The sequence below is a fragment of the Nocardia sp. NPDC052001 genome, assembly GCF_040680615.1.
In the GTDB taxonomy this organism is placed as follows: domain Bacteria; phylum Actinomycetota; class Actinomycetes; order Mycobacteriales; family Mycobacteriaceae; genus Nocardia.
Map to the genome: position 1 here is coordinate 242434 of NZ_JBFAXC010000006.1, position 25845 is coordinate 268278.

The window sequence follows — 25845 nt, forward strand, 5'->3', positions numbered from 1 at the left end:
CGGTCGTGTGTGCGGTTCAGCCCGCGAGGTGCGCCGCCCGTGGCACGCCGGCGTTCTCGAAATCGCACTGGCTCTGCGGTTTCCGTTCGCGCAGCACGGTGAGCACGACGATGGCGGCGACCGCGATTCCGGCGGCGGCGGTCAGGAAGGTGCTGTGCACGGCCGCGCCGTAGGCCCGGTGCGCGAGGGCGGTCAGGCCGGTGTCCTCGGTGCGCGCGGCCTCGGAGAGCGCGCCGATGAGCGAGTGCCGCACGGCTTCCGGGGCGTTCTCGGGCATGCGCGCGCTGAAGCGGTCGGCGAGCAGGCTGCCCAGCAGGGCCACGCCGAGGGCCGCGCCCGCCTGCTGCACACTGTCGTTGAGGGTGGCGTCGGCGGGCGGGAGGGTGCCCGCGAGCATGGCGACCGCCGCCGGTACGGCCAGTCCGCTGCCCGCGCCGAGTACGCACAGCGCCAGCACCGTGAAGCCGGGTCCGTGTTCGGGGAGTTCGGCCAGCAGCGCCGATCCGGCCGCCATGGCCAGCATTCCGGCGCCGATGAGCGTGCCGCCGCCGATCCGCGCGCCCAGCCGGACCGCGATGCCGTTGCACAGCAGTGAGGCCAGGGCCATGGGCAGGAAGGTCAGCCCGACCTCGGCGGGCGAGTAGTTCCGCACGAATTGCAGATATTGGGTGAGCACCAGCAGCAGTCCGCCATTGCCGAGTTGCACCAGCAGCAGCGAGATCCCGCCGCCGGTGAAGTTCCGCTCGTGGAACAGGCGCGGCGAGATCATGGGTGCGGTGGTGTGCTGCTCCCAGGCGATGAAGCCGATCGCACCGGCGAAGGCGGTGACCAGCAGCAGCGCGGTGTGGCCGTCGAAACCGTGCCGCGGCCAGGCGATGACGGCGGCGACGAAGGTGACCGTGGTGAGCACGGACAGCACCGCGCCGACCGGATCGGGCGTGCGCCACGGCCCCCGGGATTCGGGCAGCAGCGCCAGCGCCCCGATGCCCGCCACCACGGTGATCGGCACATTGATCAGAAAGACCGCGCCCCACCCGAATTGCGTGATGAGCGCACCCGCCAGGATGGGTCCGCCGATGAGCCCGAGCATCGAGACGCCGCCCCAGACCGCCATGGCGCGACAGCGCTCGTCCGCGTCGAAGACGGTGGTCAGGATGGATACCGTGCCCGGCATGATGACCGCCGCGCCGATGCCCATGCCGACCCGCGCCGCGATCAGCTGTTCCGGATTCGCGGCCAGGGCGGCGGCCAGCGAGGCCGCGCCGAACAGCAGCAGGCCGATGATCATGACCCGGCGCCGCCCATAGCGATCGCCGAGGCTGCCCGCCGTCAGCAGTAGACCCGCGAAGACCAGCGTGTACGCGTCCAGCACCCACTGGATCAGCGCCGCGTCCGCGTCCAGCTCGCGCGCGATGGCCGGGACCGCCACGGTTAGCGACATGGTGTCGATGACCAGCACCATGGTGCTCAGGCACAGCACGATCAGGATGAGCCAGCGGCGCGGATCACGCTGGGCGGCGATGTCCATCGGCCAAACCCTTTCTCTCACAACAGCGGCACGATGGGCCCGATCGGGGCGGTGTACCGCAACGTGAACGCTAGGGGCGCGCGGGCCGGGGCGGTATCGGACGAATGCCTTAATCTGGCAGGTCACTGCCCCCGGAAGCAGTCCGATCGGGTGTCAATCCCGGCGAAACCCTCCGATCCGGTTCGCCATAGCCGATAGTTATGGAGGCGGCAGCGGTCGAATCCCGCTCGGGTGCCTGGGATTCCGGCCGCCTTCCCCGAAACCGGAACGCCCCCGGACATCTCGATGTCCGGGGGCGTTCTGGTTCGCCGCTATTTCGTGCGCGCGGGCAGCAGATCGCTCAGCGCTTCGTCCAGGGTCGGATAGCGGAAGCGGAATCCGCTGTGCCGCAGCACCTCCGAGGTGGCATGGCGTCCGGTCAGGCCCAGCGCCGGATCGGTGCGCAGGAAGATCGCGCCGATCGTGAGCGCCGCCGCCGGGGTGGGCGGTGACCAGGGGCGGCGCAGCTGACGGCGCAGCGCGGTCATCAGCTCCTTATTGCGCACCGGGAAGTCGGTGGCGGCCACCACGATTCCATCGGGCAGGGTCACGGTCGGATCCAGGCCCAGGGCGGCGCGCACGATGCCCAGCCAATCGTCGAGGTGGATCCAGCTGAACCACTGGGTGCCCGGGCCGACGCTGCCGCCCAGTCCGGCCTTGGTGAGGGCCACCAGTCGCTTCATGGCGGGTGCGTCCGGATCGAGCACGATGGAGGTGCGCAGGACGGTGCGATGCTCGGCGTTCGCGCCTTCGAAGACTTCCTCCCACGGTTGTGCGACACCGGTCATCTGCGGCAGTCCCGGGTCGGGCAGCGGAGTGCTTTCGGTGCAGCGGATTTCACCGGCATCGGACCAGATGGCGGTGGTGCTCGCCTGCACCCAGTAGGCGATCGGGCGCTCCAGGGTTTTCGACGCCTCCACCAGTACCGCGGTGGAATCGACTCGGCTGCGCCGCAATTCGGCGATATTGCGTTCGGTGGGACGGCAGTCCACCAGCTTGCCCGCCAGGTTGATGATCGCGGTCGGTCCCGGATTGCGCAGTGCCGCAGCCCATTCCCCGATCGAGCGGCCATCCCATTCGAACTGCGCGTACGGCAGTTCGGCGACCGCGCGCCGGGTCAGGATGCGCACCCGCTGCCCGCGGCAGGTGAGGTCGGCGGCCAGGGTGCGGCCGAGCGCGCCGGTGCCGCCCGCGATCACCACGGTGAGCGCGTCCGCGGCGGGACGCAATCCGGCCAGGCGGGCCAGCCGCGCGAAACAGGTGTGCGCGTCGGTCTCGAGTAGCCCGCCGACCACCTTGCGCGCGACCGCCGCCGACGCTCCGCTGAACGTGAGCTGCTGGGTGACCTCGGTGCCACCGTCGCGCGGGGTCAGCGTCCAGCGCACTCGCATGGTGCCCGCGGGTTCGGGCTGTTCCAGCGTCAGTTCCCGCTCGGGCACGAAGGTGGCGATGGTGAACGGTTCGGCGAACCGGTCGTGCACCGCCCCCGTCACCCGCCCGCGCGGCAGATAGTCGCCCGTACTCCCGACGGCCGGTGCGGCGTGCAGGGTCACCGAGGTGACGGCCGGATTCCATTCGGGCCAGCGAGCCGGATCACCCAGTACGGCCCAGATCCGCTCGGGCGGAAGGGCGACCCACTGGCTGTACATCGTTGTACGAGGCATACACCGACGCTATAACCGCTGGGGCCGGGCCGGAAGCGTGGGCTTGGTCGCATTGGGAACCGAACGCGTATCGGGTCCCCGGCCTACACTGCGGGCCATGAGCGATTCGCCCCTGCCGCGCGGCATCGGTGCGCCGGCGACCCGAGCCCTCACCGCCGCGGGCTATCGGCGGCTCGAACAACTCGCGGGAGTGTCCGAGGCCGAACTGCTCGCCCTGCACGGCGTCGGACCCAAGGCGATTCGCCTGTTGGGTGCGGCGCTCGCGGAGCAGGGCCTGGCACTCGGCTGATCCCGCGAATCAGGCGACGAAGCCGCGTTCGATAATGGCCGCGGTGTCGACGCCGGTGGGCAGGGTGCCGAAGGCGATGCCCCAGTCGCCGCCGAATCGGGTGGCGCAGAAGGCATCCGCCACGGCGGGGTTGCCGTGCCGGACGAGCTGGGAGCCCTGCAGCACCAGCGCCATCTGCTCGACGACCCGGCGCGCGCGGTATTCGATATCGGCGAGATCGGTGAGTTCCTTGCCGATGCGGTCGATGGCGGTATCGAGTGCGGCATTCGCACCGCGCGCCAGCGACACCTCGTCGAAGTACGCCTGCACGCTCTCGGGCTGACGGGCCATGGCGCGCAACGCGTCCAGGGCCGCCACATTGCCCGAGCCCTCCCAGATGGACATGAGCGGGGCCTCGCGGTAGAGGCGGGGCAGGCCCGACTCCTCCACATATCCGTTGCCGCCCAGGCATTCCAGGGCTTCGGCGGCGTGCGCGGGGGCGCGCTTGCACACCCAGTACTTGGTGATGGCCAAGGCGATGCGCCGGAACGCGGCCTCGGATTCGTCACCGGCGGCGGCGCGATCGGTGGCACCGGCCAGCCGCATCATGACGGTGGTGGCGGCATCGGATTCGATCACCAGATCGGACAGCACATTGCGCATGGCGGGCTGATCGATCAGGTTGGCCCCGAACGCCTTTCGATGCCGGGCATGGTGCACGGCGAAGGCGACGCCCGCGCGCATACCGGTGGCGGAGCCGATCACGCAGTCCAGGCGCGTCATATTGACCATTTCGATAATGGTCTTCACGCCCGCGCCCTCCGCGCCGACCAGCCAGCCGATGGCGTTCTCGTATTCGATCTCCGAGGACGCGTTGGACTTATTGCCCAGCTTGTCCTTGAGGCGTTGCAGCCGAAGGGTATTGCGCGAACCATCGGGCAGCACGCGCGGCAGCAGGAAACAGGAGAGCCCACCCGGCGCCTGCGCGAGGGTCAGGAACATATCCGACATGGGTGCGGAGGTGAACCACTTGTGGCCCACGATGCGGTACGTGCCGTCGGAAAGCGGTGTGGCCGTGGTGGTATTGGCGCGGACGTCGGAGCCGCCCTGCTTCTCGGTCATCGACATACCGGCGATCAGACCGGCTTTGGAGGACGGCTCGCGCAGCCCGTAGTCGTATTCGCGCGAGGCCAGCAGCGGTTCGAAACGCGCGGACAGCTCCGGATTGTGCCGCAGCGCGGGCACCACCGCGTAGGTCATGGAGATCGGGCACATATGCCCGGCGTCGGCCACACCCCAGGTGTAGAACTTGGCCGCGCGCGCCACATGCGCGCCGGACCGCTCGTCCTGCCACGGTGAGCCGTGCAGGCCATGCGCCACAGCGACTTTCATCAGATCGTGCCAGTGCGGGTGGAATTCCACCTCGTCCACGCGATTGCCGAACCGGTCGTGGGTGTGCAGCACCGGCGGGTACGCGTTGGCGAGCCGTCCCCACTCCTGCGCCTCGAAACCGCCTGCGAGCGCACCGAGTTCGCGCACTTCGGCCTCGGCCCAGCCCGCGCCCTCGCGATGCAGCCCCTCGATGAGCGCGGGGTTGTGCGAATTGTCGAACGGCACGATGTCCGGGGCCTGGTTGAACACATCATGCGTATGCATGCGAGGACTCCTTATTCCTGGGGCACGCCGAGCGCGCGCAGCGCGAAGGCGACGAGTTCGGGCACCACCGATTCACTCTCCAACTGTTCGGCGAGCGGTCCGACCAGCACCTCACCGATCGCGCCGACCAGCGCGGTGGCGCTGGTGCGCGGATCCTGCGGCGGCAGTTGACCACTGGCCACGCCCTCGGCCACCGCGGCTTCGAAGGTCTCCGCGAAGGCACGGCGGAAGCGCAACCGCTCCGCGTCGACGGCGGCGTCCACCGGCTCCGCGAGGAGTACGTAGGCCAATTTGGGGTTCTTCAGCGCGCGTCCGGCGAAGGTTTCGACGGCGGCGATGACCCGCTGCCGAGCCGACCTGAGGTCGGGATCAGCCGCGACGGTGGCGATCGACCCGCCGTCCGCGGTGTCGGCGTCCGCTCGGGTGCCGCGCGCACCACCCGCCGCGGCCACTTCCGCGACCTCCCGGGTCACCACCTCGCGGAAGACGGCGGTGACCAATTCGGCTTTGCCGCTGAAGGTTTTGTAGACGGTGCCGGTGGCGACACCCGCTTCGGCGGCGACCGCCGCCATGGACAGTCCGGCGAAGCCGTCACGGGAGAGCACCGTCATGGCGGCCCGCACGATCGATCCGGCCTGGGCATCGAGGCGGGCCTGTACGGCGGGGGTTCTGCGGTAGGCCACGCAAGAAGTGAACCACTGATTCATTTCTTTGCGCAAGACCTGTTCGACGCCCGTATTTACGGCGTATGGTCGAGCCCGTGAGCGTACGAGTCGAACGCAATGGCCCCGTGACCACCGTGATCCTGCACCGCCCCGAGGCCCGCAATGCCGTCGACGGACCCACCGCCCGGGCCCTGGCCGACGCCTTCCGTGAATTCGACGCCGATCCCGACGCGGCGGTCGCGGTGCTCTGGGGCGACGGCGGCACCTTCTGCGCCGGAGCCGACCTGAAGGGGCTCGGCACCGAACGCTCCAATGTCGTGACCGAGGACGGCGACGGGCCGATGGGCCCCACCCGCATGATCCTGTCCAAGCCGGTCATCGCCGCCGTCTCCGGCTACGCGGTCGCGGGCGGACTGGAACTCGCGCTCTGGTGCGATCTGCGAATCGCGGAGCAGGACAGCACCTTCGGCGTTTTCTGCCGCCGCTGGGGCGTACCGCTCATCGACGGCGGCACCGTCCGGCTGCCGCGCATCATCGGCCACGGCCGCGCCATGGACCTGATCCTCACCGGCCGCGCCGTCTCCGCCACCGAGGCGCTACAGATCGGCCTGGCCACCCAGGTCGTCCCGAACGGCGAATCCCGCCGCGCCGCAGAGGAACTCGCCCTGCAACTCGCCGCCCTCCCGCAAACCTGCCTCCGCTCGGACCGCATGTCCGCCCTGGAACAGGACGGCCTGGACGAGCCCACCGCCATCACCAACGAACTTCGCCACGGCCTGAAAGCCCTGGCCGACGGCGCGCTGGAGGGCGCGCAGCGCTTCGCCTCCGGCGCGGGACGGCACGGTCAGCCCAGCTGACTTCCGGGCGCGAGAAGCGCGTCCGGATCGGCCCATCGATACCGCCGAGCCGTCGATGGTCGCGGGCGGGCGGATCCACGGCCCGGACCGGTACGCTGCGCTGCGATGGATCGGCTGAGCGTGGTGGACGAGATATTCCTGCGCGCGCATCGGGGCATGGGTACCCCGATCGCGTTGCAGGGTCTTTGGCGTACCGCCGACCCGGTCGATGGGGAATTACTGGAGCGGATTCACGCGGCCCTGCGAACCGGACCGCTGGGGCGGCGGGTGATCCGATCCCGGGTGCCGGGGGCGCGGCCGCGCTGGCAGACCACCGAGTGGGCGCATCCGCCCGCACTCACGGAGACGGCGATTCCCGCTGCGGCACTGCTGGATTGGGCCGACGCGCAGGGCGATGACCTCGATCCGGAGATCGGGCCGGGATGGCGGGTGTCCGCGACCGAACTGCTAGAGGGCGGCTGCGTGATGTCGCTGACCTGCTCGCACGCCCTCGCCGACGGCCGCGCACTGACCCTGGCCATCGATCACGCACTGGCGGGCACCCCACTGGCCGCACCCGTTGCGGGACATACGGATTGGGCCGACGCCCGCAGGCAGTGGGCCACCGTGATCGGCGGCACCGCCCGCGCCCTGCGCCGAGGATTGCCGAAACGCCCGGAGCCGCCGCGCGATCGGACCGCACTGTCATCGCTCGATCAGTCGGCACTCTCGTCGCTCGATAGCGCGGCACCGTGGTCCGGCGGTCGTTCCGTGCCGGTCACCCGCAGCGCGATCACGCAGGTATCCGCCCGTGACTGGAATCGGGTCGCGGTCGCCCATGACGGCACCGCGAATAGTCTCTTCGTGCACATCATCGCGAATATGCTGTGGGACAGCGGTTTCCAGGAACCCACCCTCACCGCGAGCCTGCCCGTCGACACCCGCGACGAACCGCGCGTCGACAATGACATGGCCATGACGGAAATCGTCATCACCCGCGACGACACCCCCGCCACCCTGCGCCGCAAGGCCCGCACCGCCTACGAGCACCGCATGACCAGCCCCGGCGGTATCCCGGAGGAACTGCTCCAGGTCATCCCCGACCGCTGGGCCTACGCCCTGGCCAAGGGTGCGGGCGAGCGAGACATCCTGTGCTCCAACATCGGAACCCTCCCCGACTCACTGCTGTCCCTCGGTCCGCACCCCTGCACCGGCGTCGCCGCCCGCGCCATCCACCCGGGCTTGCGCCCCGACCGCCTCCCCCGCACCCGCCTGTCCGGCTACCTCACCCGCATAGCCGACGCCTACACCCTTTCGGTCGTAAGCCTCGACCCCGACGCCGCCCCATCCCCCGCCGCCCTGGTGGACAAGGCTTTGGCGGACCTCGGCCTCACCGGAACTCGCTGGTAGCTCCCAAATCCACCGCGTCAGAATCCCGCGCTCACGCTCTCCGCCGAACGCGCCCGAACATATTCCGGCACTTCGATTCCCGCCGCCAGATCGGCCGAATCGACCGGCGCGTCCCACACCTGACGCAGCGGCAGCACGCCCGCCCAGGCCGCACCCGCCGCGATATCGGATTCCTCATCGCGCGGTCCGCCGGTGCGCATCTTCACCGACGCCTCGGTGAGGTCGAGGGCGAGCACCATGGTGGCGGCCATTTCCTTCTTGTTCGGTGAGCGCACCGCATCCCACGCGCCGGGAGCCACGTGTTCCACGATCACCCGCAGGCCGTGCATGCGCTCCTCCGGATCGGTGAGCTCGACCGGGCGGGCGTGGATTACGGCCGACCGGTAGTTCATCGAGAAGTGCATGGCCGAGCGCGCGTAGACCACGCCGTCGAGGTGCGTGACGGCCACGGATACGTCCCCGGTCATGGCGGCGCGCAGGTTGCCCGCACCGGTGGAGCCGTGCAGATACAGCGTGTCCCCTTCGCGCCCATAGGTAGTGGGAATCACGACGGGGCTGCCGCCGAGCACCACGCCGAGGTGGCAGAGCAGTCCGGCGTCGAGCACCGCGTCGAGTTCGGCGCGGTCGGTGGCTCCGCGCTCCCTGGAGCGGTTGAGCGCACTGCGCGGGGTGGGTGACAATGGCGTCCGGGTGGCTGGCTCGGTCATACGTCCAGCATCGCGCGCGCATTGGCATTACTGAATAGCCAATTCGAAGCAAGAATGAAAGACCACTTTCCGGGGAGCACTCGTGCCGTTCACACTCGCGCATCCGGCCGCGGTGCTGCCGCTGGCTCGCAAGCTGTGGCTCCCCGGCCTGGTGGCGGGCAGTCTCGTTCCCGATATGCCGTATTACCTCCCGATCGGCGTGGATGGCGAGCTGACCCATTCGCCCTTCGGGCTCCCGATCGATCTGTTGCTCGGAGTGGCCCTGCTCGTACTGGGCACGATTCTCCGCCGCCCGGTCCTGTCCCTGCTCGGCCGGTCGGCCGCGCCGAGCCGAACCAGCTGGTGGCGCGCCTGCGCCGCGATCTTGGTCGGCGCGCTGACTCATCTCGCCTGGGACGCGTTCACCCATACGGACGGTGTGGTGGTCCAGCACTGGGAGCCGATGCGCGAGTCCGTTATCGGCCCGCATCGCGTGTACAACGTCCTCGGCTACCTCTCCTCCGTCGGCGGACTGCTCGTTCTCACCTGGTGGGCCACGCGCTGGTTCCGCCGCGCCGAGACCGGACCGACAGCAGCGCAACGGAAATGGGTGGTCACGGGGATCGCGACGGCCGCGGCGATAGGTGCCGCCATCGCCGCCACCGACCCGGTCGTGGACATCAGCCTCTACGACTGCGTCCGGCACCTGCTGGTCGGTGCAATGCGAGGCGCGGCAATGCTTTTCATTTCCTGGGTAGTGCTTGTCACCGTAAGCAACTGGCGCAAACGGGGTTTCGCAACTCGGCCCGATCTGGACACCGTCACCGCGCCGGAGTGAACCAACTTGGTTCCGTAAACACCTGCACACCAGGAGATTCCACAGTCATCCACAGCTGCCGTTCGGCACCCCAATGGATTTCGTTGTACACACCCGCTGTGGACCGCGCGGCGGCACCGCGCTCGAACCGCGAAACACCGCCCCGCGCTCGAACCAGACCACCCTCGGCAGTGGCAAGCTGAACCCGACTGGATTCCGGACGACGGGGAGACCACTTTCATGACGGAGGCGGGCAAAAACCGTGCGGTGGTGGTCGACGACCTACCGCTGGTTGTCGACCGCGATTCGAGCGTGCCGCTCGCGGTGCAGGTCGCGGACGGTTTACGCGGTGCGGCGACCACCGGTGCGCTGCGCGGCGGAGATCGGCTGCCGTCCTCGCGGGAGCTGGCCGCCCGCCTGGGCGTGAGCCGAACCGTGGTCACCGCCGCCTACGACCAGTTGCACGCCGAGGGCTGGCTGAGCGGTCGGCACGGCTCCGGGACGTATCTGACGGCCGCGCCGGAACCGGTGGCGGCGCAGGCCGCCACCACCGAGCGGGCCGATCCGACCGTCGGACTCCTCGATCTGGGCGCTGGCGCACCCTGCGTGGAGGTGATCGACCCGGCTGCCTGGCGACGGGCCTGGCGCGCGGTCGCGGATCGAAATCCCCTGGTGCGCAGGGACCGTGCGGGAGAACCGGATTATCTCGCGGCGGTCGCGGAGCATCTGCTCCGGCATCGCGGACTGGTGGCCGGCCGCGGCAGCGTGGTGCTGGCGACGGCCGGAACCAGTACGGCGGTGGGCGAACTGGCGGCCGCGCTGCTGCGCCCCGGCGATGTGGCCGCCATCGAGGATCCCGGATATTCGCGGGCCGCGGGGGCCTTCCAGGCGGCGGGCATTCGCCTGGTACCGGTCCCGGTGGATGCCGACGGATTACGGGTCGAACAGCTGCCGCTGGATGCCAAAATGGTGTATTGCACTCCGGCACACCAGTTTCCAATGGGTGCGCGCATGCCCGCCGCGCGCCGCGTCGAACTCGTCGAATTCGCCCGGCGCACCGGCGCTCTCATTATCGAGGACGACTACGACGGCGAATTGCGCTATGACACCTCGCCTTTGCCGCTGCTGGCGGCCCTGGCCCCGGAACTGGTCGTGCACCTGGGCACCACCAGCAAGATCCTCACCCCCACCCTCGGCGTGGGCTGGCTGGTGGCGGCCCCGGCCGTGACCGACGCGATCCGCGCGCATCGTGAACTCACCGGCACCGGCCCCGCACCCGCCGGTCAGCAGGTGGTGGCGGAATTCGCCCGCAATGGCGATCTGGCCCGGCATCTGCGCCGGTTGCGCCGCGAGATGCCGCCGCGCCGCGCACTCGTCGCCGAGGAATTGCGCCGCCGCGGCCTCGAAGTGCGCGGTGATGACGCGGGCTCCCATCTGCTGGTGCCGCTGGCCACGGCCGCCCAGGAGGAGGCCGTGGTGGCCGCGGCGGCGCAGGCGGGGGTCTACCTCGACGGGCTGGGCCGCTACACCCGCGGCCCGCGCCAGAACTTCGGCATCGCGCTCGGCTATGCCGCCCTGTCCCGGGCCGAACTCCCGGTCGCGGTGCGGTTGGCCGGGGATGCGCTGGCACACGTCGTACAGTGGAGCCCATGAGCGAACAGGACATCCTCGCGCGCATCAAAACCCTGGTTGACCAGGAACACGAGCTCCGTACCAAGAACACGCAGGGCGAGATCGACCCGGAGACCGAACGCCGTCAGCTCGCCGAGCTCGAGGTCGCCCTCGATCAGTGCTGGGACCTGCTGCGGCAGCGCCGCGCCCGCCTCGACCAGGGCCGCAATCCGGAGGAGGCGCAGTCCAACTCCGCCCGCCAGGTAGAGGGCTATCTGCAATAACCCCGAGGGTGGAGCTGGCCGAATTTCGCGGTCGGCGCACCCGCGCACCCCGTTACCATCGGTTGATGGTGGCAACAGTCGATATCAAGACCGCGGACGGCGTCGTGCGCGGTTCCCAGGGCCGCCGCGTGTCACGCTGGCGGTCCATTCCTTTCGCGGCTCCCCCGGTGGGCGAACTCCGTTTCCGGGCGCCGCAGCCCGTACAACCGTGGAGCGGGGTGCGGGACGCCACCCAATTCGGTTTCGCCGCAATGCAACACCGGCGCGGTGCGCAGATCGGGGCGCGGCAGCAGCAGCCGACGGGTGAGGACTGCCTGACGCTCAATGTCACCGCGCCCAACGCGCCTTCGTCCACACCGCGCCCGGTCATGGTGTTCATTCACGGCGGCGGCTATTTCATCGGCACCTCCGCGCTGGGCCTGTATTCGGGCGCGCGGCTGGCGGTGCGCGGTGATGTGATCGTGGTGTCGATGAACTATCGGCTGGGCGCGTTCGGGTATGTCGATTTCAGCGAATACTCCACCGCCACCGCACAATTCGACACCAACCTGGGCCTGCGGGATCAGGTGGCGGCGCTGGAATGGGTGCGGCGCAATATCGCCGCGTTCGGCGGCGATCCCGGCAATGTCACCATTTTCGGTGAATCCGCCGGGGCGCACGCGGTGCTCGCGCTGATGGCCGCGCCCGCCGCCGCGGGACTGTTCCATCGGGGCATCGCGCAGAGTCCACCCGCGGACTGGGGGCCGTCGCAGGCCGATGCCAAACTGTTCGCACAGCGCTGTCTGGCCAACCTCGGCGCTGATGCCGGCACGGCCGCCGAGGCGCTGCTCAGCGCGCGGCCCAATGACATTCGCCGCGCGGTGGATCGCGCGGTCAACGAGGTGATGCGGAATCAGCCCGGCATCTTCCCGGCCGCGCCCGAGATCGACGGCGATTTCCTGCCGCAATCCATTCCGAATGCCTTCACCAGCGGGAACGCGCATCGAGTACCGCTGATCATCGGCACCAACCGCGATGAGGGCACGCTCTTCGTACGCTTCGACGACACCCTGCCCACCACGCCCGAACGCCTGCACTGGGTGCTGAAGCAGGTGGGCGGCGACGCCGAATCCCGGGTCACCGCGGCCTATCCGGGCTTCCCGGACCGCAAGACGACGGTGCGCATGGGCGGCGATTTCACCTTCTGGCGGCCCTCGCTCGAGGTCATGGCGGGCCACAGCCGATTCGCGCCGACGTACGCCTATCGCTACGACTTCGCCCCGCGCACCATGCAACTCGCGGGTTTCGGCGCGACGCACGCCCTGGATCTGATCCCGGTCTTCGGTGCGACGACCACGCCGGTCGGCCGGGCGCTCACCGCCGCCGGTGGCGGCCGCGGCTTCCGCGCGGTTTCCCGTCAGTTCCAAGACAATTGGCTGTCCTTCGCCCGCACCGGCGCACCCCTGCCGAACTGGCCCGCCTATACCGAGGACCGCCGCGCCACCATGATCATCGACTACCCGTCGCGAGTGGAGAACGATCCCGAACGCGCGAAACGCCTGGCCTGGCAAGGAGTTCACCTGCCCGCGCTGGTCTAGCGAATCTACTTGAGCAGCCGCGACATTCGCCGGTCGGCGAGAATCTTGCCGCCGGTCTGACAGGTCGCGCAGTACTGAAAGGACTTGTCCGCGAACGCGACTTCACGCACGATATCGCCGCAGACCGGACAGGGCAGACCGGTGCGCCCGTGCACCTGCATCCCGGATCGCTTCTCCCCCTTGAGGCGTGCGGCATCCTGCCCCACCGAGCGCGCGATGGCATCGGCCAGAATCTCGCGCATGGTGGCGTACAATCGCGCCACCTGCTCCTGATCCAGCGTTGAGGAATTGGCGAATGGCGAGAGTTTGGCGGTGTGCAGGATCTCGTCCGAATAGGCATTGCCGATTCCGGCGATCAGGGTCTGATCGGTGAGCGCGTTCTTGATCCGCTGCGTCGTGCCCTTCAGGATCTCCGCGAATTCCGGCTCCCCCACCACCATGGCATCGGGTCCGAGCCGGGCGATACTCGGCACCAGCTGCGGATCCGGCACGATCCACACCGCCAGCCGCTTCTTGGTCCCCGCCTCGGTGAGATCGAACGCGGGCGTATCCCCCTCCGGTGTGAAGAAATGCACCCGCAGCGCGAGCGGCCCCTTCCCCGGTTTGGGCGGTGTCGCGGACGGATCGTCGAGCCACCGCAACCACCCCCCGCGCGACAGATGCGTGATCAACCACAGCCCATCGCAGTCGAGCCCGAGATGTTTGCCCCAGTGTCCCGCCCCCGTGACATCCCGCCCCGATAGTGCGGTCGCCGGTGGATCGAAGGTCTTCAGCACGCTCAGCGCCGCGATATCGACCCGTCCCACGACCGCACCCACCGCATGCGCGCTCAAAAACTGCTCGAGCGCCACAATCTCTGGTAGCTCAGGCACCTCCGCAGCCTACCGACCTCCACCGACACCCGCAGTGGTCACACGCGCGACCGCAGCGATGCGGCGGCGAAACGTCGGTGGGTATCGGTAACGTCCGGTCTGTGGAAATTGGGGAACGTATCGAAGAGCTCGCGGGCCGGATTGTGGCGCTGCGCGATTCCTACTATCAGGGCTCGCCGCTGGTCGCGGACGCCGAGTACGACGCGATCGAGGATGAGCTACGGGGGCTGATCGCGGCGCATCCGGAGCTGACGCCCGATCCGAATCCGCTGGATCAGGTGGGCGCGCCGTCGGTGCTGCACGCCCCGGTGCGGCATGCGCGGCCGATGCTGTCGCTGGAGAAGGCGACCAAGCCGGAGCAGGTGGTGGCGTTCTTCGATCGCTTCCCCGGGCAGTCCGTGGTGGTGATGCCCAAGCTCGACGGGCTGTCGCTGTCCCTGGTTTACGAAGACGGCCGGCTGGCGCGGGCGGTGACCCGCGGTGACGGCACCACCGGTGACGATGTGACCCCGCTGGTGCGCGCCCTGGTCGACGGCGTTCCCGAGAAGATCGACGCGCAGGGGCGGGTGGAGGTGCGCGGTGAGGCGGTGATGCTGCGTTCGACCTTCACCGCCTACAACGTGGCGCATCCGGACAAGCCGCTGATCAATCCGCGCAACGCCGCCGCGGGCACGCTGCGGGCGAAGGATCCCGCGACCGTGGCCGAGCGACGCCTGCAGTTCTTCGGCTTCGACCTCGATACCGAGACCGATGACGCCGCGGTCGATCTGGAGGAGGGCCTGCGCGCGCTCGGCATCGCCGGTGCGCGGATGCGGCACTGCGATGACGCCGAACAGGCGCAGGCCGCGATCACCGCGATCGAGCAGGGCCGCAATGATCTGGATTACGACCTGGACGGCGCGGTGCTGCGACTGGCCGATCGAGATGCCTACGCGGCGGCCGGAACCCGATCGAATTCGCCGCGCGGCGCGCTCGCGTTCAAGTTCGCCGCCGAGGAGAAGACCACCCTGCTGCGCGAGGTCATCTGGGATGTCGGCAAGACCGGCAAGATCGTCCCGGTGGCCTGGTTGGAGCCGGTTTTCGTGGGCGGCACCACGGTCACCAAGGCGACGCTCGCCAATCAGGAGGTGATTCGCGCCCGCGATATCAAGGTCGGTGACACGGTGCTGGTGCGCCGCGCGGGCGATGTCATCCCGTTCGTCGCGGGCGTGCTCGACGCCGCCAAGCGCACCGGTGCGGAGATCGAGATCGTTCCCCCGACCGTCTGCCCGTCCTGCGGGCAGCCGGTGACCGAACAGGGCAATAGTCGAGAACTGTTCTGCACCAACGTTTCCTGCCCCGCGCAGACCGTCCGGCGACTCATCCACTGGGCCTCGCGCGCGGCCGCGGATATCGATGCCATCGGCGGGGTGTGGATCGAACGCCTCGCGGAGGCGGGCGATCTGGAGAACCCATCGGATTTCTACACCCTGACCAAGGAGCGCCTGCTCGAATTCGACCGCGTCGGTGAGGTTTCCGCGCAGCGCATGATCGACTCCATCGATGCCAGCCGCGAGGTCGGCCTGCGCCGCGCCCTGATCGGCCTGGCCATTCCCATGGCCTCGGACGGCACCGCCGCCCGCCTGGCCCGGTCCGGCTTCGGCTCCCTGGAGGAGGTCGCCGATTCCGATGAGGAACGCCTGGTGGCGGTCGAGGATATCGGCCCCAAGGTCGCGGCCTCGCTGGTCGCCCACCTCACCCGGTTGCGCCCGGAACTGGATCGCCTGCGCGGACTCGGCGTCAATCTCGATGTGCGCGAAGAGGATCTGCCCCCTGTCGTCGCCGCGGGCGCGCCCCTGGCGGGCAAGACCGTGGTGATCACCGGCGCGATCGCCGACCCGCGCTCCGGCGAGAAGGTCGCCCGCCCGACCTTCCAGCGCCTCTGCGAAAAGGCCGGTGCCACAGCGGCTTCCTCGGTCTCGGCGAACACCGACATGCTCATCACCGGTGCGGGCGTCGGTGACAGCAAACTGGCCAAGGCCGAGAAACTCGGAGTGGAAGTCGTCGACCAGGGCGAGATCTGGAAACTGCTGATCGAGGCCAAGGTCGTTTAGCGGCGTCAGCGACGCAGCGTGGTCGCCCGCTGCATGCCGGAGAGCTTCTCCGGATTGCGCATGTAGTACAGGCCCACGACGCGGTCACCATCGACGCGCAGTGACATCACCCCGTCGAGCTCACCGTCCAGGTGCAATGCCAGCGCCGGATTGCCATTGGCCACAATGGATTCGACGGTGAGCACGGCGGTGGATCTGCCGATACCGCCGACGATGAACCGGGACACGTTCTCGAAGCCGATGACCGGCCGCAGCGCCGCCTGCTTGAAGCCGCCGCCGTCGCTCAACAGCACCACGTCCGGCGCGAGCACCTCGAGCAGACCCCGCGGGTTCCCGGTTTCCAGCGCGTGCCGGAACGATTCCAGCGCCGCCCGGGTCTGACTCGGGGACGCGACCGCTCGCGGGCGGCGGGCCTGCACATGCTCCCGGGCGCGATGCGCGATCTGCCGCACCGCCGCCGGGGTCTTGCCGACCGCCTCCGCGATTTCGTCATGCCCGATATCGAAGACCTCGCGCAGCACGAAGACCACGCGCTCGGTGGGCGACAGGGTTTCCAGAACCAGCAGCAGCGCCGTCGAAACACTCTCGGCGAGTTCGACATCCAGCGCCACATCCGGTGTGGTCAACAGTGGCTCGGGCAGCCACGGCCCGACATAGGACTCCCGGCGGCGGCTCAGTGTGCGCAGCCGGTTGAGCGCCTGCCTGGTGGTGATGCGCACCAGGTAGGCGCGTTGATCGAGCACCTGCCCCAGATCCACCTCGGCCCAGCGCAGCCAGGTCTCCTGCACGATGTCTTCGGCGTCGGCGGCCGAACCGAGCATTTCGTAGGCGACGGTGAAGAGCAGATTGCGGTGCGCGACGAAGGCCGCGGTGGCCGGATCGGTGACGGGGTCGCGCACAGCGGAGTCCTTCTTCGAAGTCGATCAGAAGGGCGCGATACCGAAGCGCCCCACCACAATGAACACGGCGAGCGCGAGGTAGATCAAGTTCAGCACCACCACGGGCCCATCCCGATGCCGCAGGTGGGTGATGATCGCGCCGATCATGAGCGCGATCCAGCAGACCGCGGTCACCGGCACCAGTACCGGTGCGATATCGAGCACCGCGGGCAGGATCAGTCCGACGGCGGCGAGAATCTCGACCAGTCCGAGCGCTTTGACCGCCCCGGCGCTGACGCCCGCGGTCCACTGCCCGCCCGGTGCCTCGGCCAGTTTCGCCTGCGGCATGACGGTTTTGATCGTGCCGCTCATCAGGGCGACGAAGGCCAGCAGGCCGGTGGCGATCCACAGTGCGACGTTCATGGCGTTTCTCCTCTTTCGGGGTGTTCGGGCACAAGACACCGCGTCGCTGAGCGCTGTGACAGCGGGTGAGCCAGATCACTCGGATCGGGAGAAACGGCAGTTCAGACCTCCGCGTCGCGGCGGGCGGCGTCCAGGAGGGTGTCGAGCAGGCCCGGGAAGCGGGCGTCGAGGTCGTCGCGGCGCAGGGATTGGAAGGTTTCGCGGCCACAGGGGCGTTGCCAGATGAGACCGGCATCGCGCAGCACGCGGTAATGGTGGGTCAGATTGGACTTGGGAACCCCGTCGATGATCGAACCGCAGGTGTGTTCGCCGCCGTCCTGCAACGCCTGCACGATTTGCAGCCGAAGTGGATTCCCAACGGCGGCAAGGACGTTCGCGAGTTGGATCTGCGATCGTTCCGGATGTGCCGTCATCATGGCCCCAGAATACCTCCACTGTTGACAAACAGTTGAACTGTACGTAAGTCTTTGAACAATTCAACAGTAGGAGGATTCGCCATGTCAGCCAACGGTTCCCGGTTCGACGGCAAGATCGCGCTCATTACCGGCGGCAGCAGCGGAATGGGCCTGGCCACCGCGCGGCGGCTACTGGACGAGGGCGCGAGCGTGGTCGTCACGGGGCGGGACAAGGCGCGGCTCGATGCCGCCGTCGAGCAGTTGAATGCCGGGGATCGAGTGCTCGCGGTACCGGGCGATGCCGCGAGCATCACCGATCTGGAGCAGCTCGCCGACGCGATCGCCGACCGCTTCGGACGCCTCGACGTGGTCTTCGCGAACGCGGGAATCGGTGCGTTCCAAGCGTTCACCGATGTCACCGAGGCCGAATACCACCGCGTACTGGACATCAATTTCAAGAGCGTCTTCTTCACCATCCAGAAGACGCTGCCGCTGCTCGCCGACAACGCCGCGATCGTGATCAACGCGTCCTTCGCACTGCACCGCGGCAGTCCGGGCGCGGCGCTCTACTCGGCGACCAAGGCGGCCGTGCACAATCTGGCCCGCACCCTGGCGTCCGAGCTGTCCCCGCGCGGTATCCGGGTCAATTCGGTGAGCCCCGGCTACACCGCCACCCCGGCCTTCTTCGCCGAGGCGTCGCCCGAGATCCAGGCGTCGGTCACGGTGGGAGTGCCCGCCGCGCGCCTGGGCACCTCCGAGGATGTCGCGGCGGCGGTCGCCTTCCTGGCCTCGGCGGAAGCCTCCTACATCACCGCGCAGGATCTGCTCGTCGACGGCGGCCTGATCACCGCGACCTCGGCGGCGCAGATCTGACCGAGCGCCTCAGCCGTTGCGCCGCAGTGCGTAGATATCCATGATCCAGCCCTTGGATTCGCGCAGCGCGGCGCGGCGGCGGGTGATGCGGCTCTCCACGATGCGCAGCGGGCCCTCGATGATGGCCTCATCGGGCATGCCCAGGTACGCGCCCCACCAGATGTAGATGTCATCACCGGGAATCTGCGTGAACGAGCAATCCCCGTCCAGCATCACCAGGGTGGATTGCCCTGCGGCCAAACCCTCTTCGCGCAACCGCCGCCCGGTGGTGATGTGCAGCGGTTCGCCGATCTCGTGCAACACCATGCGATGCGCGGCGGCCAGCGCCTGCACGCTGGTGATGCCCGGAATCACCTCGTAGTCGAAGCCGACCCGCCCGCGCTCGAGCACCCGTTCGACCACGCGCAGCGTGCTGTCGTACAGCGAGGGATCGCCCCACACCAGAATCGCGCCCACGCCTTCGGTTTCCGCGAAGGCCTGTTCCAGCAGTCCGGCCCGCGCCTCGTGCCAGTCCTGCACGACCCCGCGGTACGCGCTGTCCGCGCCGACCCCGGGCACGCTGCGATCGCGCGGCGGATCGAGCACCTGCACCACCCGGTGCGGCTGATCCGCGTATTCGGCCAGGATGGTCGCCCGGACCTCCTCGAGTTCCCGCTTCTCGGCCCCTTTGCCGATCACGAAGAACACGTCCGTGCGGCGCATGGCCTTGACGGCCTGCACCGTCACCTGGTCCGGATCACCGGCGCCGATTCCGATCACATAGAGCTTGCGCACAGCGCCACAGCATGCCAGGCGGGAAGGGTGTCATACGCGAGGGCGGGGCGTGCGTAAGGTTGGCAAGCGTGGACAGCGCCTCTCGAGACCCCCAGAGCATCGCCCCGCATGACACCCAATACGAGGATCTGCTGCGGCTGGTGCTGGATTCCGGCACCCCGAAAGCGGATCGCACGGGTACCGGCACCCGCAGTATTTTCGGGCATCAGCTGCGCTATGACCTGTCCGAAAGCTTTCCACTGATCACCACCAAGAAGGTGCATCTCAAATCCATCGTGTACGAGTTGCTGTGGTTCCTGCGCGGCGATTCGAATGTGAAGTGGCTGCAGGACCACGGGGTCAGCATCTGGGACGAATGGGCCGACGCCGATGGCGATCTGGGCCCGGTCTACGGCGTGCAGTGGCGGTCCTGGCCGACACCGGACGGCACCCATATCGATCAGATCTCGCAGGTGCTGCAAACCCTGCGCACCGATCCGGATTCGCGGCGAATGATCGTATCGGCGTGGAACGTGGCCGATTTGGACAAGATGGCGCTGGCCCCGTGCCACGCGTTCTTCCAGTTCTACGTGGCCGACGGCAAACTCTCCTGCCAGCTGTATCAGCGCAGTGCGGACCTGTTCCTGGGTGTGCCGTTCAATATCGCGAGTTATGCGCTGCTGACCCTGATGGTGGCGCAGCAGACCGAATTGCAGCCCGGCGAATTCATCTGGACCGGCGGCGATGTGCACATCTACGACAATCACCTCACGCAGGTGCGCGAACAGCTGACCCGCGAACCGTATCCGTTCCCGGCCCTGCGTCTGCGTCCCGCGCCGACGCTGTTCGACTACGCCTACGAGGATGTGGAAATCCAGGGCTACCAGCACCATCCGGCCATCAAGGCCGCGGTGGCGGTGTGAGCAGACGGGTCGGGCTGATCTGGGCCCAAACCCCGGACGGGGTAATCGGTTTGGACAACACCATTCCCTGGCGGGTGCCCGAGGATATGGCGCATTTCAAGGAAGTCACCTGGGGTCATCCCGTGGTGATGGGGCGGCGCACCTGGGATTCGCTGCCCGAGCGTTTCCGCCCCCTGGACGGTCGCCGCAATATCGTGGTGACCCGGCAAACGGATTGGGCCGCATCGGGAGCCGAGCGCGCGGGTTCCCTCGAGGAGGCCCTGGAAGTGAGCGGCGACGGTCCGGTGTGGGTGATGGGCGGCGGCGAGATCTACCGAGCCGCAATGCCTTTCGCCACCGAACTGGTGGTCACCGAGGTGGACGCGGAGATCGCGGGCGATTGCTACGCCCCCGCCATCGGCCCGGAATGGTCCGCCGCACCGGAGCCGTGGCGCGAATCGGCGAAGGGTCCGCGTTTCCGGTTCCGCCGATATCACCGATAACGCGCGCATTCCACCTCTGCCAATTCCTGCAACGAACGGCCCAATCTGCCGGTCGCCCCGGAAGTAGTCCGGCATACTCACGGATACTCCGGCGAAAGGCAGTCCATGGACAAGAAGTCGCTGACCGCGGTGGCTCGTCAGCAGCTCAAGCTGGCCGCGACCGCATCGAGCGGACGCAGTTCGCTCACCATCTACGGCGGTCACGCGCACAGCCTGCGCCAGACGGTGATCGCCATGACCGCCGGGCAGAGCCTGGCCGAGCATGAGAACCCGGGTGAGGCCACCATGGTGGTGCTCAGCGGGGTGCTGTCGTTGATCAGCGGTACGAACGAATGGAAGGGTTCGGCCGGCGATCTGCTGGTGATCCCGAACGCGCGGCACAGCGTGAAGGCCATCGACGATGTGGCGTTCCTGCTCACGGTGGCCAAGTGACCGACGGCACGCTGTCGCGCCGGTGAGGCCGCGACCTGGCGGTACCCCGGCGGTTCGGGGCCATCCGGCAGACACGGGGCAACCGGGCGGACGGTCTGTCGCCCGGGCGCTCTAGGCTTGAGCGCATGGGTGAGCCGCAGCCAATCCTCGACCCGCTTACGCCCGCCGCGATCTTCCTCGTCGCAACGATCGATGCGGGCGGTGAGACGGTGGTCCGCGATCTGCTCGCGGATCTGCCCGGCCTCCGCCGCTCGGTCGGCTTCCGGATTCCGGGCGCGGGCCTGGACTGTATCGCCAGTATCGGTTCGGCCGCGTGGGATCGACTGTTCGCCGGTGCGAAACCCGCTGAACTGCACGAGTTTCCGTCCTATATCGGCGAGCGCCATCAGGCCCCCGCCACCCCGGGTGATCTGCTGTTCCACATCAAGTCCCAAAACCAGGACGCCTGTTTCGAATTGGCGATGACACTGGGTGAGCGACTGGCCGGGGCGGCCACGATCGTCGATCAGACGGTGGGCTTCCGCTATTTCGAACAGCGTGATCTGCTCGGTTTCGTGGACGGCACCGAGAATCCCGAGGGTCAGCTGGCGTTCTCGGCGGCGCTGGTGGGTGACGAGGATCCCGAATTCGCCGGTGGCAGCTATGTGATCGTGCAGAAGTACCTGCACGATATGGCCGCCTGGAAAGCGCTCTCGATCGAGGAGCAGCAGCGGGTGATCGGCCGCACCAAGTTGGACGATTTCGAACTGTCCGATGCCGATAAGCCCGCCAATTCCCATGTGGCCGTGAATGATCAGGACGACAACGGCACCATCCTGCGCGCGAATATGCCTTTCGGCAGCGTCAAGGACGGCGAGTTCGGCACTTATTACGTGGCCTATTCGACCACCCCCGCGGTCACCGAGTTGATGCTCGAGCGCATGTTCCTGGGCACCGATGAGGCCGCCTATGACCGCATCCTCGATTTCTCCACGGCAATAACGGGTACCTCGTTCTTCGCGCCACCCCTGGCGTTCTTCGACGCGCTGCCGGACGCACCCGCGCCCGCGGCCGTGGCAGACCGGGAATCACCGGCAACCAATGGTGTTGTCTCCCACGATGGTTCCCTCGGAATCGGCACGTTGAAAAGGAGCTGAAGCATGAACAACCTCCACCGGGAACTCGCGCCGATAACCTCTTCCGCCTGGGCGGCGATCGAAGAGGAAGCGACGCGAACCTTCAAGCGGCATATCGCCGGTCGGCGCGTGGTCGATGTATCCGGCCCGCACGGCCCGGACTACTCCGCGGTGGGCGTGGGCCGCACCGCCGAGATCACCGCCCCCGCCGACGGGGTGCAGGCGCGCCAGCGCGTGGTGGTGCCGCTGGTGGAGCTGCGGGTGCCGTTCACGCTGTCCCGCGATGAGCTCGACAATGTGGAGCGCGGGGCCAAGGACACCGATCTGGACGCGGTGAAGGAGGCGGCCAAGCGCATCGCCTTCGCCGAGGACCGGGCGCTGTTCGAGGGCTATCCGGCCGCCGGGATCGTCGGCATTCGGGCCAGCACCTCGTGCGAGCCGGTCAAACTGCCCGGTGATCCGAAGCTGGCGCCCGAGGCGGTCACCCAGGCGCTGAGCAAGCTGCGGCTGGCGGGCGTGGACGGGCCGTATTCGGTGCTGCTGTCGGCCGATCTGTACACGGCGGTCAGCGAGACCTCCGATCACGGTCATCCGATCCGCACCCATATCGAGCGGCTCATCGACGGTGAGATCATCTGGGCCCCGGCCATCGACGGCGCGTTCGTACTCTCCACCCGCGGTGGCGATTTCGATCTCCAGATCGGCCAGGACCTGTCCATCGGCTACCTCTCGCACGATGCGGAATCGGTGCAGCTCTACTTCCAGGAGAGCCTGACCTTCCTGGTCTACACCGCCGAAGCGGCAGTCGCCCTGGAGGCGTAACTCAGCGCTTACCGGTACCGTGACGCGCAGCACATGAGGTGGAGGCGCGGGATGACGATGGTGCGGGCCGGGGTGGTGCCGGGACGGCGGGCCGCCTGGTACGGGGTGGCCGGGGTGCTGGTCACCGCCGGGATCTGCGGGATCGTGGTCGGGTTGTTCGGGGTGAATCGGGTGTTCACCGGTTTGCTGCTGGGCGTCGCGGCGGGGATCTCGCTGCTGTTCCTGTTGTTCGGGCGCGACGGCGTGGTGCTGACCGATCAGTCGATCGTGCGGCGCACGCCGTGGAGCGCCTCGACCCTGGCCTGGGATCGGGTGGTGGCGGGCCGGTTCGCGCTCGATGAGAACGCGCGCTGGTCGCTGGCTCTGGACCTCAATGACGGTGACGAGCCGCATCACGAACTGGTGCTGCTGTCCATCCCGCCGGTGGTGAAGCCCGTCGGCAGCGCCTATGACATGCGTAAACGCGAGCAGGTCAATGAGATTCGCGGCATGCTGCGGAGTAAGCGCATTCCGATCACCGTGCTGCCGGAGATCGCGGACGCGCTCACCGTGCACTGGCGTTTGGCCCCGCCGACGCGCTGATTCGCGGCTCGGTAGGGTCGATGCCGTGATTCGCACAGCGGCACTGGCCTATATCCGGGATCGTCGTCTGCTGCAGACCAGGTCCACCGGTAAGGACGTCTTCTACATGGCGGGCGGCAAGATCGATCCGGGTGAGACCCCGGAGTCGGCGCTGCACCGCGAGATTCGCGAGGAGCTGGGCGTCGGCGCGGTCCAGGTCGCCGAACTCGGCATCTTCGAGGCGGAGGCGTACGGGCACGCGCCCGGCACCCGGTTGCATATGACCTGCTTCCTCGGTGAGCTCACCGAGGAGCCGCGGCCGTCCGGGGAGATCGCGGAGCTGCGCTATTTCACCGTCGCCGAATACCGGGCGATGGATCATGTCGCGCCGGGCTCACTCCTGGTCTTTCAGCGGCTGCACGCCCTCGGCCTGATCGACGCCTGACTCGTCGTCGGTCAGCGCGTCCGGCGAGCGGTAGGGAATGCGGGTGGCCGCGGCCAAGCCGATCAGCAGGAACAGCGCCGCCGCAAGCAGAGTGGTACGGGTGGCGTCGGTGAAGCCGCGTTCGAGCGCGTCCAGCACCGCGGCAGCGCCATCGTGATCGCGCACCCCGGAGATCGCGCCGCCCGCGGATTCCCGGGTGGCGGTGGCGAGGGTGTCGGCGGCGCTCGCGGGCAGATCCTTGACGTCCTCGAGCCGTTTCGGCAGATCGTTGCCCAGCGCCACCGACAGTAGTGCGCCGATCACCGCGATACCGAAGGCGGAGCCGACCTGTCGCACGGTGCTCTGCGTCGCCGAGCCCTGACCGGAATTGTCGGGCGGCACATCGGCGAGCACGATTCCGGTCAATTGCGCCGAGGCCATCCCCAATCCGATGCCGTAGCCGATGAGCAGCACCGCCAGCCACCAGCCGGAGATGTGCGGGGTGACGAACAGCGCCGCCAGCGCGATCGCGATCGCCTCGAAGGCCAGGCCGAGCCGCACCACTCGCACGGGTCCGACCTTGCGCACGATGCCCTCGGCGATGCCCGCCGCCAGGAAGGCTCCGACCGCCATCGCCGCGAGTACGAAACCCGCACCGAGCGTGGAGAATCCGAGCACGTTCACCATGAAAAGCGGTAGTGCGAACAGCAATCCGAATTCGCCCAGCGATACCGCGAACGCGGTGAGGTTGCCCCAGCGAAAGCTGGGGATCAGGAACAACTTCGGATCCAGCAGCGCCGAACGTCCGATCAGATTGCGATGCTGCTCCCAGCGGATGAACAGCACCAGCGCCAGCACCCCGAGCGCGATGAACACCGGAATCGGTGAGATCCACGCGGTCTCGGACCAGTGGAAGCCGGGCATCGGGAACTCGCGCAGCGGTTTCCACCAGCCGTAGGTCTGGCCTTCGATGAGCGCGAACACCAGCAGCGCGAAACCGGCGGCGCTGAGCAGGAATCCGTCCACATCGAGTCCGGGCGCGGCCTTGCCCATGCGCGTCTCCGGCACGAACAGGAACAGTCCGATGAGCACCACCGCGCCGAGCGGAATATTGACCAGGAAGATCCACGGCCAGGTGAACGAGGTGGTGAGCCAACCGCCGAGCAACGGTCCGATGGCCGCCACACCCGAAATGACCGAACCCCACACCGCGAAGGCGATGACCCGGTCCCGGCCGCGGAACAGCGCGTTCATGGTGGCCAGGGTGCCCGGCATGACACCGGCCGCGCCGATGCCCTGTACGACGCGGCCCCAGAGCAGTGGCCAGGCGCTGGTCGCCGAGGCCGAGAGCACGCTGCCGATCAGGAAGATCAGCACGCCGAGGGCGAACATATTGCGCCGCCCGAAGCGGTCGCCGAGTCGCCCGGCGGTGATCAGCAGTGCGGCCAGCACCACCGCGTAGATGCTGGTAACCCATTGCGCCTGGGTGAAATTCAAACTCAGCTGGTCGATGATGACCGGCAGTGAGACCGAGACGATGGTGCCGTCCAGCACCACCATGGAGAGCCCGAGCGCCAGTACACCGAGCGTGATCCATTTCTTGCGACCCAGGTCCAGCTGCATTTCCGTCATCCGTCGCTCCCGCCGCGCATGGGACAGCCGTCCGAAAAATCGGTATCTCGCAGTAGCCATCGAGGTGCCGCATGGCCGTTGATAAGTGTATGTGCAACCCGTTGGACAGCGGCCCAAGGTGACGAG

Annotated in this window: 27 protein-coding genes; 16 read left to right on the forward strand and 11 right to left on the reverse strand. The window is 68.2% G+C overall.

Features of this window, described 5'->3' with window-relative positions:
- Window positions 1–16 precede the first annotated feature (16 nt).
- Complete coding sequence (locus AB0L82_RS27745; RefSeq protein ID WP_364642455.1) at window positions 17–1528, reverse strand: MFS transporter; 1512 nt, start codon at window positions 1526–1528, stop codon at window positions 17–19.
- Between the two features lie 311 nt (window positions 1529–1839).
- Window positions 1840–3231 carry a DUF1731 domain-containing protein gene (locus AB0L82_RS27750; protein ID WP_364642458.1) on the reverse strand — a complete coding sequence of 464 codons (1392 nt, stop codon included), beginning with the start codon at window positions 3229–3231 and terminating at the stop codon, window positions 1840–1842.
- Between the two features lie 97 nt (window positions 3232–3328).
- Between AB0L82_RS27750 and AB0L82_RS27755 the strand changes: the two genes are divergently transcribed.
- Complete coding sequence (locus AB0L82_RS27755) at window positions 3329–3520, forward strand: DNA-binding protein (protein ID WP_364642461.1); 192 nt, start codon at window positions 3329–3331, stop codon at window positions 3518–3520.
- A gap of 9 nt (window positions 3521–3529) precedes the next feature.
- Here the strand turns inward: AB0L82_RS27755 and AB0L82_RS27760 are convergent, their stop codons facing one another.
- The gene (locus AB0L82_RS27760) at window positions 3530–5155 is read right to left on the reverse strand and encodes an isovaleryl-CoA dehydrogenase (protein ID WP_364642464.1); all 1626 of its coding nucleotides are present in this window, start codon (window positions 5153–5155) and stop codon (window positions 3530–3532) included.
- Between the two features lie 11 nt (window positions 5156–5166).
- Window positions 5167–5838, reverse strand: coding sequence for a TetR family transcriptional regulator (locus AB0L82_RS27765; RefSeq protein ID WP_364642467.1), 672 nt, complete (start codon window positions 5836–5838; stop codon window positions 5167–5169).
- 65 nt (window positions 5839–5903) lie between these two features.
- On the opposite strand from AB0L82_RS27765, the gene AB0L82_RS27770 reads away from it, so the two are divergent.
- Together AB0L82_RS27770 and AB0L82_RS27775 are read left to right on the forward strand one after the other, a co-directional pair.
- A complete protein-coding gene (locus AB0L82_RS27770) occupies window positions 5904–6677 on the forward strand; it encodes a crotonase/enoyl-CoA hydratase family protein (RefSeq protein ID WP_364642470.1) in 774 nt (257 codons plus the stop codon).
- Between the two features lie 105 nt (window positions 6678–6782).
- Window positions 6783–8066, forward strand: a complete 1284-nt coding sequence (locus AB0L82_RS27775) for a hypothetical protein (RefSeq protein WP_364642472.1) — start codon at window positions 6783–6785, stop codon at window positions 8064–8066.
- Between the two features lie 17 nt (window positions 8067–8083).
- Here AB0L82_RS27775 and AB0L82_RS27780 read toward each other — a convergent pair whose 3' ends face one another.
- Complete coding sequence (locus tag AB0L82_RS27780; protein ID WP_364642475.1) at window positions 8084–8773, reverse strand: pyridoxamine 5'-phosphate oxidase family protein; 690 nt, start codon at window positions 8771–8773, stop codon at window positions 8084–8086.
- Window positions 8774–8855: 82 nt separating this feature from the next.
- On the opposite strand from AB0L82_RS27780, the gene AB0L82_RS27785 reads away from it, so the two are divergent.
- From AB0L82_RS27785 to AB0L82_RS27800, 4 genes are all read left to right on the forward strand, one after another.
- Window positions 8856–9590: a DUF4184 family protein gene (locus tag AB0L82_RS27785; RefSeq protein ID WP_364642478.1), complete on the forward strand. Its 735-nt coding sequence runs from the start codon at window positions 8856–8858 to the stop codon at window positions 9588–9590.
- A 219-nt stretch (window positions 9591–9809) separates the two neighbouring features.
- Window positions 9810–11222, forward strand: a complete 1413-nt coding sequence (locus AB0L82_RS27790) for a PLP-dependent aminotransferase family protein (protein ID WP_364642481.1) — start codon at window positions 9810–9812, stop codon at window positions 11220–11222.
- Window positions 11219–11464 (forward strand): DUF2630 family protein, encoded by a 246-nt coding sequence (locus tag AB0L82_RS27795; RefSeq protein WP_364642484.1) that lies wholly within the window; start codon window positions 11219–11221, stop codon window positions 11462–11464. Before AB0L82_RS27790 ends, AB0L82_RS27795 begins: the two co-directional genes overlap by 4 nt.
- A gap of 65 nt (window positions 11465–11529) precedes the next feature.
- Window positions 11530–13041 carry a carboxylesterase/lipase family protein gene (locus AB0L82_RS27800; protein WP_364642487.1) on the forward strand — a complete coding sequence of 504 codons (1512 nt, stop codon included), beginning with the start codon at window positions 11530–11532 and terminating at the stop codon, window positions 13039–13041.
- Between the two features lie 5 nt (window positions 13042–13046).
- On the opposite strand, the gene AB0L82_RS27805 is transcribed toward AB0L82_RS27800, so the two are convergent.
- Window positions 13047–13913 carry a DNA-formamidopyrimidine glycosylase family protein gene (locus tag AB0L82_RS27805; RefSeq protein WP_364642490.1) on the reverse strand — a complete coding sequence of 289 codons (867 nt, stop codon included), beginning with the start codon at window positions 13911–13913 and terminating at the stop codon, window positions 13047–13049.
- A gap of 101 nt (window positions 13914–14014) precedes the next feature.
- On the opposite strand from AB0L82_RS27805, the gene ligA reads away from it, so the two are divergent.
- Window positions 14015–16006, forward strand: coding sequence for an NAD-dependent DNA ligase LigA (ligA, locus tag AB0L82_RS27810; protein WP_364642493.1), 1992 nt, complete (start codon window positions 14015–14017; stop codon window positions 16004–16006).
- Window positions 16007–16011: 5 nt separating this feature from the next.
- Here the strand turns inward: ligA and AB0L82_RS27815 are convergent, their stop codons facing one another.
- The 3 genes from AB0L82_RS27815 to AB0L82_RS27825 form a co-directional block, all read right to left on the reverse strand.
- Entirely contained in the window at window positions 16012–16905 is an 894-nt protein-coding gene (locus AB0L82_RS27815) for an RNA polymerase sigma-70 factor (protein WP_364642496.1), read from the reverse strand.
- Between the two features lie 24 nt (window positions 16906–16929).
- The gene (locus AB0L82_RS27820; protein WP_364642499.1) at window positions 16930–17307 is read right to left on the reverse strand and encodes a DoxX family protein; all 378 of its coding nucleotides are present in this window, start codon (window positions 17305–17307) and stop codon (window positions 16930–16932) included.
- A gap of 101 nt (window positions 17308–17408) precedes the next feature.
- Window positions 17409–17723, reverse strand: coding sequence for a helix-turn-helix transcriptional regulator (locus tag AB0L82_RS27825; RefSeq protein ID WP_364642502.1), 315 nt, complete (start codon window positions 17721–17723; stop codon window positions 17409–17411).
- 81 nt (window positions 17724–17804) lie between these two features.
- On the opposite strand from AB0L82_RS27825, the gene AB0L82_RS27830 reads away from it, so the two are divergent.
- Window positions 17805–18575, forward strand: coding sequence for a glucose 1-dehydrogenase (locus tag AB0L82_RS27830; protein ID WP_364642505.1), 771 nt, complete (start codon window positions 17805–17807; stop codon window positions 18573–18575).
- 9 nt (window positions 18576–18584) lie between these two features.
- Here AB0L82_RS27830 and cobF read toward each other — a convergent pair whose 3' ends face one another.
- Window positions 18585–19349 carry a precorrin-6A synthase (deacetylating) gene (cobF, locus tag AB0L82_RS27835; protein ID WP_364642508.1) on the reverse strand — a complete coding sequence of 255 codons (765 nt, stop codon included), beginning with the start codon at window positions 19347–19349 and terminating at the stop codon, window positions 18585–18587.
- A gap of 98 nt (window positions 19350–19447) precedes the next feature.
- Here cobF and AB0L82_RS27840 point away from each other — a divergent pair, with 98 nt between their 5' ends.
- From AB0L82_RS27840 to AB0L82_RS27870, 7 genes are all read left to right on the forward strand, one after another.
- The gene (locus tag AB0L82_RS27840) at window positions 19448–20251 is read left to right on the forward strand and encodes a thymidylate synthase (protein ID WP_364642979.1); all 804 of its coding nucleotides are present in this window, start codon (window positions 19448–19450) and stop codon (window positions 20249–20251) included.
- Window positions 20248–20733 carry a dihydrofolate reductase gene (locus AB0L82_RS27845; protein WP_364642511.1) on the forward strand — a complete coding sequence of 162 codons (486 nt, stop codon included), beginning with the start codon at window positions 20248–20250 and terminating at the stop codon, window positions 20731–20733. Before AB0L82_RS27840 ends, AB0L82_RS27845 begins: the two co-directional genes overlap by 4 nt.
- A gap of 105 nt (window positions 20734–20838) precedes the next feature.
- The gene (locus AB0L82_RS27850) at window positions 20839–21165 is read left to right on the forward strand and encodes a cupin domain-containing protein (RefSeq protein ID WP_364642514.1); all 327 of its coding nucleotides are present in this window, start codon (window positions 20839–20841) and stop codon (window positions 21163–21165) included.
- A gap of 125 nt (window positions 21166–21290) precedes the next feature.
- Window positions 21291–22301 (forward strand): Dyp-type peroxidase, encoded by a 1011-nt coding sequence (locus AB0L82_RS27855; protein ID WP_364642517.1) that lies wholly within the window; start codon window positions 21291–21293, stop codon window positions 22299–22301.
- 3 nt (window positions 22302–22304) lie between these two features.
- Window positions 22305–23102, forward strand: a complete 798-nt coding sequence (locus AB0L82_RS27860) for a family 1 encapsulin nanocompartment shell protein (protein WP_364642519.1) — start codon at window positions 22305–22307, stop codon at window positions 23100–23102.
- Between the two features lie 51 nt (window positions 23103–23153).
- The gene (locus AB0L82_RS27865; protein ID WP_364642522.1) at window positions 23154–23684 is read left to right on the forward strand and encodes a hypothetical protein; all 531 of its coding nucleotides are present in this window, start codon (window positions 23154–23156) and stop codon (window positions 23682–23684) included.
- A gap of 25 nt (window positions 23685–23709) precedes the next feature.
- Window positions 23710–24108 (forward strand): NUDIX domain-containing protein, encoded by a 399-nt coding sequence (locus tag AB0L82_RS27870; RefSeq protein WP_364642525.1) that lies wholly within the window; start codon window positions 23710–23712, stop codon window positions 24106–24108.
- Here AB0L82_RS27870 and AB0L82_RS27875 read toward each other — a convergent pair.
- Complete coding sequence (locus AB0L82_RS27875; protein WP_364642528.1) at window positions 24058–25719, reverse strand: MFS transporter; 1662 nt, start codon at window positions 25717–25719, stop codon at window positions 24058–24060. The two genes, AB0L82_RS27870 and AB0L82_RS27875, sit on opposite strands and share 51 nt — an antisense overlap.
- Window positions 25720–25845: the final 126 nt, after the last annotated feature.

What these genes read in the sequence shown, in the direction of transcription:
- AB0L82_RS27860 (WP_364642519.1), top strand. Translation starts at nt 22,305, where the DNA reads ATGAACAACCTCCACCGGGAACTCGCGCCGATAACCTCTTCCGCCTGG.
- AB0L82_RS27755 (WP_364642461.1), top strand. Translation starts at nt 3,329, where the DNA reads ATGAGCGATTCGCCCCTGCCGCGCGGCATCGGTGCGCCGGCGACCCGA.
- AB0L82_RS27780 (WP_364642475.1), bottom strand. Translation starts at nt 8,773, where the DNA reads ATGACCGAGCCAGCCACCCGGACGCCATTGTCACCCACCCCGCGCAGT.
- AB0L82_RS27760 (WP_364642464.1), bottom strand. Translation starts at nt 5,155, where the DNA reads ATGCATACGCATGATGTGTTCAACCAGGCCCCGGACATCGTGCCGTTC.
- AB0L82_RS27825 (WP_364642502.1), bottom strand. Translation starts at nt 17,723, where the DNA reads ATGATGACGGCACATCCGGAACGATCGCAGATCCAACTCGCGAACGTC.
- AB0L82_RS27830 (WP_364642505.1), top strand. Translation starts at nt 17,805, where the DNA reads ATGTCAGCCAACGGTTCCCGGTTCGACGGCAAGATCGCGCTCATTACC.
- AB0L82_RS27820 (WP_364642499.1), bottom strand. Translation starts at nt 17,307, where the DNA reads ATGAACGTCGCACTGTGGATCGCCACCGGCCTGCTGGCCTTCGTCGCC.
- AB0L82_RS27775 (WP_364642472.1), top strand. Translation starts at nt 6,783, where the DNA reads ATGGATCGGCTGAGCGTGGTGGACGAGATATTCCTGCGCGCGCATCGG.
- AB0L82_RS27770 (WP_364642470.1), top strand. Translation starts at nt 5,904, where the DNA reads ATGGTCGAGCCCGTGAGCGTACGAGTCGAACGCAATGGCCCCGTGACC.
- AB0L82_RS27865 (WP_364642522.1), top strand. Translation starts at nt 23,154, where the DNA reads ATGACGATGGTGCGGGCCGGGGTGGTGCCGGGACGGCGGGCCGCCTGG.
- AB0L82_RS27795 (WP_364642484.1), top strand. Translation starts at nt 11,219, where the DNA reads ATGAGCGAACAGGACATCCTCGCGCGCATCAAAACCCTGGTTGACCAG.
- AB0L82_RS27745 (WP_364642455.1), bottom strand. Translation starts at nt 1,528, where the DNA reads ATGGACATCGCCGCCCAGCGTGATCCGCGCCGCTGGCTCATCCTGATC.
- AB0L82_RS27790 (WP_364642481.1), top strand. Translation starts at nt 9,810, where the DNA reads ATGACGGAGGCGGGCAAAAACCGTGCGGTGGTGGTCGACGACCTACCG.
- AB0L82_RS27875 (WP_364642528.1), bottom strand. Translation starts at nt 25,719, where the DNA reads ATGACGGAAATGCAGCTGGACCTGGGTCGCAAGAAATGGATCACGCTC.
- AB0L82_RS27855 (WP_364642517.1), top strand. Translation starts at nt 21,291, where the DNA reads ATGGGTGAGCCGCAGCCAATCCTCGACCCGCTTACGCCCGCCGCGATC.
- AB0L82_RS27850 (WP_364642514.1), top strand. Translation starts at nt 20,839, where the DNA reads ATGGACAAGAAGTCGCTGACCGCGGTGGCTCGTCAGCAGCTCAAGCTG.
- AB0L82_RS27750 (WP_364642458.1), bottom strand. Translation starts at nt 3,231, where the DNA reads ATGCCTCGTACAACGATGTACAGCCAGTGGGTCGCCCTTCCGCCCGAG.
- AB0L82_RS27800 (WP_364642487.1), top strand. Translation starts at nt 11,530, where the DNA reads ATGGTGGCAACAGTCGATATCAAGACCGCGGACGGCGTCGTGCGCGGT.